The sequence below is a fragment of the Leclercia pneumoniae genome, from assembly GCF_017348915.1.
In the GTDB taxonomy this organism is placed as follows: Bacteria; Pseudomonadota; Gammaproteobacteria; order Enterobacterales; family Enterobacteriaceae; genus Enterobacter; species Enterobacter pneumoniae.
Map to the genome: position 1 here is coordinate 770,404 of NZ_CP071383.1, position 14,613 is coordinate 785,016.

11 protein-coding genes are annotated in these 14,613 nt (G+C 56.9%); 7 read left to right on the top strand and 4 right to left on the bottom strand.

The window, feature by feature from the left end; all coding sequences use genetic code 11:
- Positions 1–88 precede the first annotated feature (88 nt).
- The 5 genes from mrcB (at position 89) to fhuB (ending at position 8,819) form a co-directional block, all read left to right on the top strand.
- The gene (gene mrcB, locus JZ655_RS03585) at positions 89–2,614 is read left to right on the top strand and encodes a bifunctional glycosyl transferase/transpeptidase (protein ID WP_207293019.1); all 2,526 of its coding nucleotides are present in this window, start codon (positions 89–91) and stop codon (positions 2,612–2,614) included.
- A 234-nt stretch (positions 2,615–2,848) separates the two neighbouring features.
- A complete protein-coding gene (gene fhuA / locus JZ655_RS03590) occupies positions 2,849–5,104 on the top strand; it encodes a ferrichrome porin FhuA (RefSeq protein WP_207293020.1) in 2,256 nt (751 codons plus the stop codon).
- Positions 5,105–5,152: 48 nt separating this feature from the next.
- Positions 5,153–5,950, top strand: coding sequence for a Fe3+-hydroxamate ABC transporter ATP-binding protein FhuC (gene fhuC, locus JZ655_RS03595; RefSeq protein ID WP_207293021.1), 798 nt, complete (start codon positions 5,153–5,155; stop codon positions 5,948–5,950).
- Positions 5,950–6,840: a Fe(3+)-hydroxamate ABC transporter substrate-binding protein FhuD gene (gene fhuD, locus JZ655_RS03600; RefSeq protein WP_412098725.1), complete on the top strand. Its 891-nt coding sequence runs from the start codon at positions 5,950–5,952 to the stop codon at positions 6,838–6,840. The genes fhuC and fhuD overlap by 1 nt, the downstream gene beginning before the upstream one ends.
- A complete protein-coding gene (gene fhuB, locus JZ655_RS03605; protein WP_207293022.1) occupies positions 6,837–8,819 on the top strand; it encodes a Fe(3+)-hydroxamate ABC transporter permease FhuB in 1,983 nt (660 codons plus the stop codon). The genes fhuD and fhuB overlap by 4 nt, the downstream gene beginning before the upstream one ends.
- A gap of 183 nt (positions 8,820–9,002) precedes the next feature.
- Here fhuB and hemL read toward each other — a convergent pair whose 3' ends face one another.
- The gene (gene hemL, locus JZ655_RS03610; protein ID WP_040077106.1) at positions 9,003–10,283 is read right to left on the bottom strand and encodes a glutamate-1-semialdehyde 2,1-aminomutase; all 1,281 of its coding nucleotides are present in this window, start codon (positions 10,281–10,283) and stop codon (positions 9,003–9,005) included.
- A gap of 265 nt (positions 10,284–10,548) precedes the next feature.
- On the opposite strand from hemL, the gene clcA reads away from it, so the two are divergent.
- Together clcA and erpA are read left to right on the top strand one after the other, a co-directional pair.
- Complete coding sequence (clcA, locus tag JZ655_RS03615; RefSeq protein ID WP_207293023.1) at positions 10,549–11,937, top strand: H(+)/Cl(-) exchange transporter ClcA; 1,389 nt, start codon at positions 10,549–10,551, stop codon at positions 11,935–11,937.
- A gap of 80 nt (positions 11,938–12,017) precedes the next feature.
- The gene (gene erpA, locus JZ655_RS03620) at positions 12,018–12,362 is read left to right on the top strand and encodes an iron-sulfur cluster insertion protein ErpA (protein ID WP_040077104.1); all 345 of its coding nucleotides are present in this window, start codon (positions 12,018–12,020) and stop codon (positions 12,360–12,362) included.
- A 54-nt stretch (positions 12,363–12,416) separates the two neighbouring features.
- Here erpA and JZ655_RS03625 read toward each other — a convergent pair whose 3' ends face one another.
- The 3 genes from JZ655_RS03625 to mtnN are packed head-to-tail and all read right to left on the bottom strand — an operon-like array spanning position 12,417 to position 14,552.
- A complete protein-coding gene (locus JZ655_RS03625) occupies positions 12,417–13,040 on the bottom strand; it encodes a TRIC cation channel family protein (protein WP_040077103.1) in 624 nt (207 codons plus the stop codon).
- Between the two features lie 20 nt (positions 13,041–13,060).
- Positions 13,061–13,861, bottom strand: coding sequence for a vitamin B12 ABC transporter substrate-binding protein BtuF (gene btuF / locus JZ655_RS03630; RefSeq protein ID WP_207293024.1), 801 nt, complete (start codon positions 13,859–13,861; stop codon positions 13,061–13,063).
- Entirely contained in the window at positions 13,854–14,552 is a 699-nt protein-coding gene (gene mtnN, locus JZ655_RS03635) for a 5'-methylthioadenosine/S-adenosylhomocysteine nucleosidase (protein ID WP_207293025.1), read from the bottom strand. Before mtnN ends, btuF begins: the two co-directional genes overlap by 8 nt.
- Positions 14,553–14,613 lie beyond the last annotated feature (61 nt).

The window sequence follows — 14,613 nt, forward strand, 5'->3', positions numbered from 1 at the left end:
TCATTATATTTGAGAGATTTCTTCTTTCTCCTACGGGATTAAGAACAGAGAATCGGGCCTTTGCGCCTGATAGTTGCGGAGAAAAAGCATGGCGGGGAATGACCGCGAGCCTATTGGACGTAAAGGGAAACCGACGCGTCCGGCAAAAGAGAAAGTAAGCCGTCGTCGACTCAGAAATGAAGAGCGCGACGATGACTATGAAGACGATTATGAGGATGAAGAACCGATGCCGCGCAAAGGAAAAGGCAAAGGGCGTAAGCCTCGTGGAAAACGCGGCTGGTTCTGGCTGCTACTGAAGCTCTTTATTGTGTTTATCGCCCTGATGGCGATCTATGGCGTCTATCTGGATCAAAAAATCCGTAGCCGTATCGACGGTAAAGTATGGCAACTGCCTGCGGCCGTTTACGGGCGGATGGTGAACCTTGAGCCGGACATGTCCATCAGCAAGAACGAGATGGTCAAATTGCTGGAGGCGACGCAGTATCGTCAGGTGACGAAAATGACGCGTCCTGGCGAATTTACCGTGCAGGCGAAGAGCATTGAGATGATCCGCCGTCCGTTCGATTTCCCGGACAGCAAAGAGGGGCAGGTGCGCGCGCGTCTGACCTTCGATGGCGATCATCTGGATACCATCGAGAACATGGATAATAACCGCCAGTTCGGTTTCTTCCGTCTCGATCCGCGCCTGATCACCATGCTCTCTTCGCCGAACGGCGAGCAGCGCCTGTTTGTGGCGCGAAATGGCTTCCCGGATCTGCTGGTCGATACTCTGCTGGCAACCGAAGACCGTCATTTCTACGAGCATGACGGGGTGAGTCTTTACTCTATTGGCCGTGCGGTACTGGCCAACCTGACGGCCGGCCGCACGGTGCAGGGGGCGAGTACCCTGACCCAGCAACTGGTGAAAAACTTGTTCCTCTCCAGCGAGCGCTCGTACTGGCGTAAGGCTAACGAAGCCTACATGGCAGTCCTGATGGATGCCCGCTACAGCAAGGATCGTATCCTTGAACTGTATATGAACGAGGTGTACCTCGGTCAGAGCGGCGATAACGAGATCCGTGGTTTCCCGCTGGCGAGCCTGTACTACTTTGGCCGTCCGGTCGAAGAGCTGAGCCTTGACCAACAGGCGCTGCTGGTGGGCATGGTGAAAGGGGCGTCGATCTACAACCCATGGCGCAACCCGAAACTGGCGCTGGAGCGCCGTAACCTGGTGCTGCGCCTGCTGCAACAGCAGCAAGTGATCGACCAGGAGCTGTATGAAATGCTGAGCGCACGTCCGCTGGGCGTACAGCCGCGCGGTGGCGTTATCTCCCCGCAGCCTGCGTTTATGCAGATGGTTCGTCAGGAGTTGCAGGCGAAGCTTGGCGATAAAGTGAAAGATCTCTCCGGCGTGAAGATCTTCACCACGTTCGACTCCGTGGCGCAGGATGCTGCGGAAAAAGCGGCCGTGGAAGGTATTCCGGTCCTGAAGAAACAGCGTAAGCTGAGCGACCTGGAAACCGCGATGGTGGTGGTTGACCGCTACAGCGGTGAAGTGCGCGCCATGGTAGGCGGGGCAGAGCCGCAGTATGCCGGTTATAACCGTGCCATGCAGGCGCGTCGTTCGATTGGTTCTCTGGCGAAACCGGCCACCTATCTGACGGCGCTGAGCCAGCCGAACCAGTATCGCCTGAACACCTGGATTGCGGATGCGCCGATCTCTCTGCGCCAGCCGAATGGCCAGGTCTGGTCGCCGCAGAACGACGATCGTCAGTTCAGCGGACAGGTGATGTTGGTGGATGCGTTGACGCGTTCCATGAACGTACCGACGGTAAACCTGGGTATGGCACTTGGCCTGCCGGCGATTACCGATACCTGGGTAAAACTGGGTGTGCCTAAAAACCAGCTGCATCCGGTTCCGGCGATGATCCTCGGCGCACTGAACCTGACGCCAATCGAAGTGGCGCAGGCGTTCCAGACCATCGCCAGCGGCGGTAATCGCGCTCCTCTCTCTGCGCTGCGTTCGGTCATTGCCGAAGACGGTACGGTGCTGTATCAGAGCTTCCCGCAAGCGGAGCGTGCCGTTCCGGCGCAGGCAGCATACATGACGTTGTGGACCATGCAGCAGGTTGTGCAGCGTGGTACGGGGCGCCAGCTGGGCGCGAAGTATCCGGGGCTGCATCTGGCGGGTAAAACCGGTACCACCAATAACAACGTCGACACCTGGTTTGCCGGTATTGATGGACGTGAAGTGGTGATTACCTGGGTGGGTCGTGATAACAACCAGCCCACTAAGCTGTACGGTGCCAGCGGTGCGATGTCTATCTATCAGCGCTATCTCACTAACCAGTCGCCAGTGCCGTTAGTTCTGACGCCACCGGAAGATATCGTGGATATGGGCGTGGATGAGTCGGGTACCTTCGTCTGTGGCGGCGGGATGCGAAGCCTGCCGGTCTGGACCAGCAATCCAGATTCACTGTGTCAGCAGGCCGCTCCGGAACCCACTGGTAACCCGTTCGAGCAATCTTCTCAGCCGCAACAGCAGCCGCAACAACAGCAGCCGCAGCAGCAGAATGAGAAGAAAGAGAGCGACGGTGTCGCTGGCTGGATTAAGGATATGTTCGGCGGTAATTAACGTGCCAGACCCCCTCTTCGAGAGGAGAGGGGGATTTCACGTAAAACAAACATTTCTCTAACCGGTTTATTCCCTCTTTATAACCCCCGTTTTTCTCTTGTTTATTTCTTATCCCCTCAATTTCCGTAGGGCCGCTATTCGCTTGCTATGCCGCCAGCGTTTCGCATAATATGCTGCGGTCATAATAATAATTCTCGTTTACGTTATCATTCACTCTTGCTCAGAGAGATACCAATGGCGCTTTCAAAAACTGCTCAGCCAATCAATTACTCACTGCGTAAAATCGCAGTGGTTGTAGCCACAGCGGTTAGCGGCATGTCTGCCTATGCACAGGCCGCTGAAACCCCGAAAAAAGAAGAGACGATTACCGTTACCGCAGCGCCAGCTCCACAGGAGAGCGCATGGGGACCCGCTGCGACCATCGCGGCACGGCAATCTGCCACCGGGACCAAGACCGACACCTCTATTGAGAAGGTGCCGCAGTCCATTTCCGTCGTGACGGCGGAAGAGATGGCATTGCATCAGCCTAAGTCTGTCAAAGAAGCACTTAGCTATACGCCGGGTGTTGCAGTAGGCACCCGTGGCGCCTCCAATACCTATGATTATTTGATTATCCGTGGTTTCGCTGCTGATGGCCAAAGTCAGAACAACTATCTGAACGGCCTGAAAATGCAGGGCAACTTCTATAACGACGCGGTGATCGATCCTTATATGCTCGAACGCGCCGAAGTGCTGCGCGGCCCGGTTTCAGTCCTGTACGGCAAGAGCAACCCGGGCGGCTTGCTGAATATGGTCAGTAAGCGTCCAACGACTGAACCCCTGAAAGAGATTCAGTTCAAAGCGGGTACTAACAGCCTGTTCCAGACCGGCTTTGACTTCAGCGATGCGCTGGATGACGACGGCGTTTACTCATACCGTTTAACCGGTCTGGCGCGTTCTGCCAATGCTCAACAGAAGGGGGCAGAAGAGCAGCGTTATGCCATTGCGCCGTCGTTCAACTGGCGTCCGGATGACAAAACCAATTTCACCTTCCTCTCCTATTTCCAGAACGAACCAGAAACGGGCTATTACGGTTGGCTACCAAAAGAGGGCACGGTAACAAAACTGCCTAATGGCAAACGTCTCTCTACCGATTTCAACGAAGGTGCTGACAATAACACCTACTCTCGTAACGAGAAAATGGTGGGATATAGCTTTGACCACGAATTCAACGAGACTTTCACGGTGCGCCAGAACTTGCGTTACGCCGAAAACAAGGTCTCGCAGAACAGTGTATACGGCTATGGCATGTGCTCCGATCCTTTGTATTCCAACGATCCGGCTAACAGTCCTTGCGCGAATATCGCACCGTCAGAATGGGATCACTTCCTGACCCGTCGATACGTAGATGATAACGAAAAACTTCAGAACTTCGCTGTTGATACCCAGCTGCAGAGTAAATTTGCGACGGGCTCAGTCGAACACACCTTACTGACGGGCATCGATTTCATGCGTATGCGCAATGACATCGACTCCTGGTTTGGTTGGGCAGGATCTGTTCCATCTTCTGATATCTACAATCTCGATCGTAGCGACTTCGATTTTGGTGCACATCCTGGCCCAGGCGCCGCTTACCGCGTAATGAATAGACAGAAGCAAACAGGTCTCTATGCGCAGGATCAACTGCAATGGGATAAAGTATTGGTAACGCTTGGTGGCCGTTATGACTGGGCAAAACAAGATTCGCTGAACCGTGTTTCTGGGGTGGAAGACTCCCGCGATGATAAACAGTTCACCTGGCGTGGGGGCATCAATTACCTGTTTGACAACGGGGTAACGCCTTACTTCAGCTACAGTGAGTCTTTCGAACCGGCTTCCACGGTGGGCGAAGATACTAAAATTTTCGCACCTTCCAAGGGTAAGCAATACGAGGCAGGGGTAAAATACGTCCCGAGCGATCGTCCGATTGTGTTCACCGGTGCGGTTTATCAACTCACTAAAACCAACAACCTGATGGGGGACCCTGCGGGTTCATTCTTCTCGGTTGAAGGCGGCGAAATTCGTTCTCGCGGCGTTGAGCTCGAAGCGAAAGCAGCCCTGTCTGCAAGCGTCAACCTGGTAGGTTCTTATACCTACACGGATGCTGAATACACCACTGATACCAATTACAAAGGCAATACCCCTGCACAGGTGCCTAAACATATGGCGTCATTGTGGGCGGATTACACCATCTATGACGGTGCGCTCTCTGGCCTGACGCTGGGTACGGGTGGTCGTTACTCTGGCTCCAGCTATGGCGATGCAGCAAACAGTTTCAAAGTGGGCAGCTACACCGTAGTTGATGCGCTGGTCCGTTACGATCTGGCTCGCCTTGGTATGGCCGGCTCTAACGTAGCGCTGCACGTCAACAACCTGTTCGATCGTGAATACGTCGCAAGCTGCTTCAATACCTACGGCTGCTTCTGGGGTGCTGAACGCCAGGTTGTCGCCACCGCGACCTTCCGCTTCTAATCTTCCTTCGGGCACGGTTCGCCGTGCCCTTTTACTAAGTTGGCTACGATGCAGGACAAAACAACGCAATCCGATACAACCTTTTCGCTAAATGCCACCTCCTTTCGCGTGCCTGGGCGCACGCTGCTGCACCCCCTTTCGCTGACCTTTCCTGCAGGCCAGGTCACCGGTCTGATCGGCCATAACGGCTCCGGCAAATCCACCTTACTGAAAATGCTTGGTCGTCATCAGCCGCCATCAGAAGGCGATATTTTGCTGGACGGACAGCCGCTGGAAAGCTGGAACAATAAGGCCTTTGCCCGCAAGGTGGCCTATCTGCCGCAGCAATTGCCGCAGGCCGAAGGGATGACCGTGCGCGAGCTGGTCGCGATTGGGCGTTATCCGTGGCATGGGGCGTTGGGACGTTTTGGCGTAGCCGACCGTGAAAAAGTGGAAGAAGCCATCGCCCTGGTGGGATTAAAACCACTGGCACATCGCCTGGTTGATAGCCTCTCTGGCGGTGAACGTCAGCGGGCGTGGATCGCGATGCTGGTGGCGCAAGATAGCCGTTGTCTGCTGCTGGATGAACCTACCTCCGCACTGGATATCGCCCATCAGGTCGATGTGCTGGCATTGGTACATCGTTTAAGCCAGCAGCGTGGGCTGACGGTCATTGCGGTGCTGCATGATATCAACATGGCTGCCCGCTACTGTGATTATCTGGTGGCGCTGCGCGGGGGGGAAATGATTGCCCAGGGCACGCCTTCAGAGCTGATGCGCAGTGAGACGCTGGAAACCATTTACGGTATTCCGATGGGCATTCTGCCGCACCCTGCCGGGGCGGCACCGGTGAGCTTTGTCTATTGATGTCTGATTTAACGATTAGCCGCCGTCGGTTGTTGACGGCGATGGCCCTTTCGCCGTTGCTCTGGAAAATGGGCACCGCGCATGCCGCAGCCGCCATCAATAACGACCGTATTGTCGCCCTGGAGTGGCTGCCCGTTGAGCTGTTGCTCGCGCTCGGCGTCACGCCTTATGGCGTTGCGGATATCCCCAACTATCGGCTGTGGGTAAACGAGCCCAGCCTCCCTGACTCGGTCATCGACATCGGTTTGCGCACCGAGCCCAATCTCGAATTGCTGACGCAAATGAAACCCTCCTATCTGGTGTGGTCGGCAGGGTATGGCCCCTCAGAGGAGAAGCTGGCGCGGATTGCGCCAGGCCGGGGGTTCTCGTTTAGCGACGGGAAAGCTCCGCTAACGCAAGCGCGTCACTCGCTTAACGAGATGGCCCAGTTGTTAAACCTGGAGGCCGCTGCCCGTCAGCATCTTGATCACTTCGACAGCGTCATTGATAGCTACAAACCGCGCTTTGCCGGGCGCGGCGATCGGCCTCTGCTGATGATTACGCTGCTGGACGCCCGCCACGTACTGGTGTTCGGCAAAAACTGCCTCTTCCAGGAGGTGATGGATCGCTACGGAATAAATAATGCCTGGGAAGGGGAGATGACCTTCTGGGGCAGCACCGCGATAGGCATTGACAGGCTGGCGGCGTTTCGTGATGTCGATGTGCTCTGTTTTGATCATGGCAATGAGCGTGAAATGCAGACATTGATGAAAACCCCGCTATGGCAGGCGATGCCCTTTGTCCGCCAGCAGCGTTTCCAGCGCGTACCGGCCGTGTGGTTCTACGGCGCGACCCTGTCGGCGATGCACTTTGCCCGGGTACTGGATAGCGCACTGGGAGGCAAAGCATGAAATCACGGATAACATTGCTGCCGGGGCTACTGCTGGTCGCGCTGTTTGTGCTGGCGCTGGGTTTAACCTGGAGCAACCTGACGACCGCGTTGCCGCGAGCCCAGTGGGGCGAAGCGGTTGTTGCGCCAAATATTGATAAGATCGAACAGATGATCTTCCACTACAGCCTGTTACCGCGTCTGGTGATCTCGCTGCTGGTGGGGGCGGGCCTGGGCCTGGTGGGGGTACTGTTCCAGCAAGTGCTACGCAATCCCCTGGCGGAACCCACCACCCTGGGGGTGGCGACCGGCGCGCAGTTGGGGATGACTATCGCCACCCTGTGGGCGTTGCCGGGCGCACTGGCACCGCAGTTCGCGGCGCTGATTGGCGCCTGCGTAGTCGGTGCGCTGGTCTTTGGCGTGGCCTGGGGCAAGCGGTTATCACCGGTGACGCTGATCCTTGCCGGTCTGGTCGTCAGTCTTTACTGCGGTGCGATCAACCAGCTGCTGGTGATCTTCCATCACGATGAATTGCAAAGCATGTTCCTCTGGAGTACCGGTACGCTAACGCAGACCGACTGGAGCATTGTGCAGCGGCTGTGGCCACAACTGCTGGGCGGCGTCTTGCTCACGCTGTTACTGCTGCGCCCGCTGACGTTGATGGGGCTGGATGATGGCGTGGCGCGTAATCTCGGGCTGGCGCTGTCGCTGGCGCGTCTGGCCGCGCTGACGCTGGCGATTGTGATCAGCGCCCTGTTGGTCAACGCCGTCGGGATCATTGGTTTTATCGGCCTGTTTGCGCCATTGCTGGCGAAAATGGTTGGTGCCCGTCGCCTGCTAACCCGGCTGCTGGTCGCTCCCCTGATTGGGGCCCTTATCCTCTGGCTGTCAGATCAGATTATTTTGTGGCTAACCCGCGTATGGATGGAGGTCTCGACTGGCTCGGTGACGGCGATCGTGGGGGCACCGCTGCTGCTGTGGCTCCTGCCGCGCCTGCGAAGCATGAGCGCGCCCGCGATGAACGCCGGGAACCATGTTGCTGCCGAACGTCATCACGTGCTGTGGTATGCCCTGGGGGGCGGCCTGCTGCTGTTACTGGCGGTGATGGCCGCGCTGGCCTTTGGGCGTGATGCCACAGGCTGGCATTGGGCGAGCGGGGCGCTGCTGGATGAGCTGATGCCGTGGCGCTGGTCGCGGGTCATGGCGGCGCTGATTGCCGGGGTAATGCTGGCGGTCGCGGGCTGTATTATTCAGCGCCTGACCGGCAACCCGATGGCGAGCCCGGAAGTGCTGGGTATCAGCTCTGGCGCGGCCTTCGGCGTCGTCTTAATGCTTTTCTTCGTCCCTGGCAATGCCTTCGGCTGGCTGATGCCGGCGGGCAGCTTGGGTGCGGCGGTAACCCTGCTGATCATTATGGTCTCGGCCGGGCGCGGGGGCTTTTCGCCTCACAGAATGCTGCTGGCCGGGATGGCGCTCAGCACTGCCTTTACCATGCTGTTAATGATGCTGCAGGCCAGTGGTGACCCGCGTATGGCGCAGATCCTCACCTGGCTTGCGGGGTCTACCTATAACGCCTCTACCGCGCAGGTGGTGAGCACGGGCATCGCGCTGGTGGTGCTTATGGCTATCGTGCCACTTTGTCGTCGCTGGCTGACGGTGCTGCCGCTGGGGGGCGACACCGCCCGGGCGGTAGGCATAGCGCTGACGCCGTCTCGCGTGGGCTTACTCTTACTGGCGGCGTGCCTGACCGCCACGGCGACCATGACCATCGGCCCTTTAAGCTTTATCGGCCTAATGGCGCCGCACATTGCCCGTATGATGGGTTTTCGTCGTACGATGCCGCACATTGTGATGTCGGCGCTGACGGGGGGTATTTTGCTGGTGTTCGCGGACTGGTGCGGGCGAATGGTGCTTTTCCCTTATCAGATCCCGGCTGGGCTGCTGTCAACCTTTATCGGCGCGCCGTACTTTATCTGGCTGCTGAGAAAGCAGAGCAGGTGATAAAAGCAAAACGGCAACCTCTGGTTGCCGTTTTTAGTATTTGTACCCTCTCCCTGTGGGGGAGGGCCAGGGTGAGGGCATCAGACCGCACCGGGTCAAAGCAAAACGGCAACCTCAGGTTGCCGTTTTTAGTGTTTGTACCCTTTCCCCGTAGGAGAGGGTCAGGGTGAGGGCACCAGGCCCTTAGAGCTTCGCGAACACTCTGCGCGCCGCATCAATGGTGTTGTTGATATCCTCAACGCTATGTGCAACTGACATAAAGCCCGCCTCAAACGCAGATGGCGCCAGGTAGACACCCTCTTCCAGCATCAGGTGGAAGAAACGTTTGAAACGCTCCACGTCGCACTTCACAACATCCTGATAGCAGGTCACGGTTGCGGCATCGGTAAAGAAGAGGCCGAACATGCCGCCCACATGGTTTACCACCAGCGGGATACCGGCTTCTTGTGCCGCTTCCAGCAGGCCGTTTGCCAACTGCGTGGTCAGGTCGCTCAGGGTCTCATGAACCCCCGGCTGGGCCACTTCGGTCAGGCAGGCAAAGCCCGCCGCCATCGCAATCGGGTTGCCGGAAAGCGTGCCCGCCTGGTAGACCGGCCCGGTAGGCGCCAGCGCATCCATCACCTCTTTACGGCCACCAAAGGCCCCTACCGGCATACCGCCGCCGATGATTTTACCGAGGCAGGTCAGGTCTGGCACCACGTTGTAGTAAGACTGGGCACCCGCTAATGCGACACGGAAACCGGTCATCACTTCATCGATGATCAGCAGGGCATTAAACTCGTCGCACAGGGCACGCAGGCCAGGCAGGAATTCAGGCTGCGGTGGAATGCAGTTCATATTGCCGGCAACAGGCTCTACGATGATACAGGCAATCTCCTGCGGGTATTGCTCAAAGGCCGCGCGCACGGAGTCGAGATCGTTATAGGTGCAGGTCAGGGTATGCTTCGCGAAATCCGCCGGAACGCCCGGCGAGTTCGGCTGACCGAGAGTCAGGGCACCGGAACCGGCTTTGACCAGCAGGCAGTCAGCGTGGCCGTGGTAACAACCTTCAAATTTGATGATCTTGTCGCGACCAGTAAAGCCACGCGCCAGGCGGATTGCGCTCATGGTCGCTTCGGTACCAGAGTTCACCATGCGCACCATATCCATGGTCGGAACCAGCTCGGTGACCAGGGCGGCCATTTTGACCTCCATTTCGGTCGGGGCGCCGAAGCTTAAGCCGCGCTGCGCAGCTTCAATCACCGCGTTGCGAATGGTCGGGTGGTTGTGTCCCAGCACCATCGGGCCCCACGAGCCGACGTAGTCGATATAGGCTTTACCATCCACATCGTACAGGTATGCGCCGTCCGCACGTTCAATAAACAGCGGCGTACCGCCTACGCCGGTAAAAGCGCGTACTGGGGAGTTAACACCACCCGGGATAAGTTCGCGGGCAGCGCTGTAAAGCGTTTCTGACTTGCTCATGGCGTCGTTCCTGGTTCGTATAAAATGATTAAGCACACTATTCTAAGTTATTCGCAGAAGGTTATATACCCGTGATACCTCAAGTTGCTTGTGCGTTGGCCTTACTACCCGGCTCGTCCCTGCATTTTTTGCCCGGCCGCCCGAATGATTGGGGTAAACATTTTAGCCACATTCATTTGCGATTTTATTCAGCACTTTTGCAGGCCAGACGGGATACGTCTGGTAGAATCTCTCTGGCTATTTGTATGATCAATAAGAACAGACCATGAAAACAGATACTCCCTCTTTTGAACAACAGCAGCTGGCACGTGCCCGGCAGCGTATCAGCATACGCCGCTTGCTTAACCGTGATAAAACGCCTTTGGCGATCCTGCTTGCCGCTGCGGTGGTGGGAACCCTGGCAGGGTTCGTTGGCGTCGCTTTCGAAAAAGCGGTCAACATAGTGCTGAACTGGCGTATTGGCACCGTGGCAAGCTATGCCGATCGCAGCTGGCTGGTGTGGGGCATGGCCTTTGGGCTATCCGCGCTCCTGGCGGCGACAGGTTATTTCCTGGTGCGTAAGTTTGCCCCTGAAGCGGGGGGGTCGGGCATTCCGGAAATTGAAGGCGCGCTCGAAGAGTTGCGCCCGGTGCGCTGGTGGCGCGTACTGCCCGTCAAGTTTATCGGCGGTATGGGAACGCTCGGTGCCGGTATGGTGCTTGGGCGAGAAGGGCCCACGGTTCAACTGGGCGGGAACGTGGGGCGCATGGTGGGTGATATTTTTCGCATGCGTAGCCCGGAAGCACGCCATACCCTGTTGGCTACCGGGGCTGCGGCAGGCCTTAGCGCCGCGTTTAATGCGCCGCTGGCAGGCATCTTATTTATCATTGAAGAGATGCGCGCCCAGTTTCGTTACAACCTGATCTCTATTAAGGCGGTCTTTACCGGCGTGATTATGTCGAGCATCGTCTTTCGTATCTTCAATGGCGAAGGGGCGGTGATAGAGGTGGGCAAGCTGACCAACGCGCCGGTGAATACGCTGTGGCTCTATCTGGTGTTGGGGATGATTTTTGGCATCGTCGGCCCGCTTTTTAATACGCTGATATTGCGGGCGCAGGATATGTTCCAGCGTATCCATGGCGGAAACACTACCAAATGGGTGCTGGTTGGCGGCCTGCTCGGGGGGATATGCGGTATCCTGGGGTTTATCGAACCGAATGCTGCAGGTGGCGGTTTTGGCTTAATCCCGATTGCGGCCGCCGGTAATTTCAGCATCGGCCTGCTGCTGTTTATGTTTCTCTCCCGCGTCGTTACCACGGTGTTGTGCTTTTCGTCAGGCGCGCCTGGCGGAATTTTTGCGCCCATGCTGGCGCTGGGCACGCTGTTGGGTACCGCGTTTGGCATGGCCGCTGCGGCTGGATTTCCGGCGTATCACCTTGATGCCGGGACCTTTGCCATTGCCGGAATGGGGGCGTTGCTGGCGGCCTCTTTACGCGCACCTCTGACCGGCATTGTGCTGGTGCTGGAGATGACCGACAACTATCAGCTCATTTTGCCAATGATCATTACCTGCCTCGGCGCGACACTATTAGCCCAATTCCTGGGCGGTAAACCGCTATACTCCACCATTCTTGCGCGCACACTGGCGAAGCAAGAGGCAGAGCAGAATACTTGATTGCTATACCAGGGTATTAGATAATGACAACAAGAATTGGGTGATTTTTAACCCGATAGCAGTATTCATGGGAGCATAAAATGAGTGATGACATCGCGCTGCCGCTGCAATTTACTGAAGCAGCAGCTAAAAAAGTAAAAGACCTGATCGCCGATGAAGATAACCCGGCGCTGAAATTGCGTGTTTATATTACCGGTGGCGGTTGTAGCGGCTTCCAGTATGGATTTACCTTTGACGATCAGATTAACGATGGCGATATGACCATTGAGAAGCAGGGCGTGGCCCTGGTGGTCGACCCGATGAGCCTGCAATATCTGGTGGGTGGTGCGGTGGACTACACCGAAGGCCTGGAAGGCTCCCGTTTCGTGGTAACTAACCCGAACGCCAAAAGCACCTGCGGGTGCGGCTCCTCCTTCAGCATCTAAAATTGCACGGTGCAGAAGACAAAAACGGCAACCTCAGGGTTGCCGTTTTGCTTTTCAGCGCCCGTTTTCGTCCAGCGCAAAAGTAGGTAGCTTCAGGTGCCAGCGAATAGCCGCCAGACGAATGGTCAAGGTGACCACCATCCCTAGCATGGCAGCGCTTTCAAGCGGCATGCCGAAGGTATACCAGGCGGTGGCGTGAACGATGCCGCCAACGATACAGGCTGTGGCGTAAATTTCAGTGCGCAAAATCATGGGCACCTCGCGGGCCAGAATATCGCGAATAATCCCGCCACCGACCCCGGTCAATACACCCATGCAGATAGCGACCATCGGACCGGTTCCTGCCATAAAGGCTTTGTTCACGCCAATGCCGACGAAGACCGCCAGCCCCACGGCATCCAGCACGGGCAGAATCCACTTCGGTAGACGTCGCGGCTGACGCACCAGTACGATGGTAAGCAGGCAGGTAACCATTGCCACCACCAGGTCGGTAGGATCTTTCACCCAGAATACCGGACCATGATCGAGCGCCATATCGCGGATAGTGCCACCGCCCACGGCTGTAACCACCCCTAACACCAGAACGCCAAACGGGTCCATGCGTAATTTACCGGCCAGCAGAACGCCGGAAATCGCAAAAACGGCTGTACCGAGAATATCCAGCCAGTAAACGAGCATCGTTAAATCCCCGAAAGTGATTAATGACTCTGCGCCAGCGCAGAACAGAGTTGTTTTGCGGCGAGGATAATACGCGGGCCTGCACGCTCAAACCAGTCGCTGGTGAGTGGAATCACGGGTATTTTTAGCTGGCTATGCCAGTATTGCTCGATTTTGGGAATTTCGCCTGCCCCACCGGCAACGACAATCGCCTGAGGATGGCGCATCAACACCTGTTCGCGGCTCACCTGCGGCCAGGGCACCCGGCTTTCAGCGAAGATATTCTCCCCGCCACACAGCTCCAGAACCTGGTGCTGCAGTGATCCGGCACCCGTGGTAAACAGGGGCTGGCTGCCGAACTGTAAGAAGACGCGTTTGCGCGATGGCGTGTTGTATTTCGCTTTTAACGCCTGATAGTCATCCAGCAGTTGTTGGGCTGCGCGTTCCGCTTTTTGCGGCGTTGGACTATAGGGGGCGAGATCGCGAATCGCTTGCGCGACCTGTTCGATATTGATGGCGTCAACCCAGACGACCTTAATGCCCAGGGAGGAGAGTTGATTGATCTGCCTCTCGGCATTCCCTCCGCGCCAGGCCAGCACCAGATCCGGTTTTAGCGCCACAATGCGTTCGACGTTCATCCCCTGCCAGGTAGCAACCTGCTCGATAGTTTTCGCGGCGGGCGGATAGTCGGAATAGCTACTCACGCCAACCGGCGTGATGCCAGCGGCAAAGGCCAGCTCGGTATTGGCAGGGGAGAGGGTAATAACACGCGGCGCAGCATTCAGCCACGCCGGTGTGAGCAGAAGCAGGGCGAAGAGCGCCCTGTATAGCGACTTAACCACGCGCCAGTTTCTGCACCAGGGTCTCAACCATCAGGCTGGACTGCTTAGCCGCCACGACGAGGAACTCATCGAAACTCAGGTGAGATTGCTGATCGGCCACGTCGGAGATGGCGCGAACCACCACAAACGGCACCTTAAAGTTATGACAAACATGGGCAATAGCGGTCGCTTCCATCTCCACGGCAATCGCCTGTGGGAAATTATGGCGGATCTTCGCCAGGGAGACGGAACCGTTGATGAAGGCATCGCCGCTGACAATCAGGCCACGTACCGCGTTCAGGTTCAGCTCAGCGATGCAGTTTTCTGCTGCGGTAACCAGCTTCTCATCGGCCTTGAAGCCTGCCGGGCAGCCAGGGAGTTGACCCAGCTCGTAACCAAAGGCGGTGACGTCGGCATCGTGATAACGCGCTTCATCAGAGACGACGATATCGCCCACTTTCAGAGTCGGCGCCAGGCCGCCAGCGGAGCCAGTATTGATAATCACGTCCGGCTTGCAGCACTCTAACAGCAGCGTTGTGCCCAGCGCGGCCGCCACTTTACCAATACCGGATTTCAGCAGAGCAACTTCAGTTCCGTTCAGCAGGCCGGTATAGATCTCGCAGCCGCCCAGGGTGAGGGTCTGACGGTTCTTAATTTTGTCACGCAGCAGCGTAACTTCTTCTTCCATTGCTCCAATAATACCGATTTTCATAGATTTACTCGCGATGTGCCATGATTAGAGGCATAGTCTATCATGCGCTTCAGGGGAAACG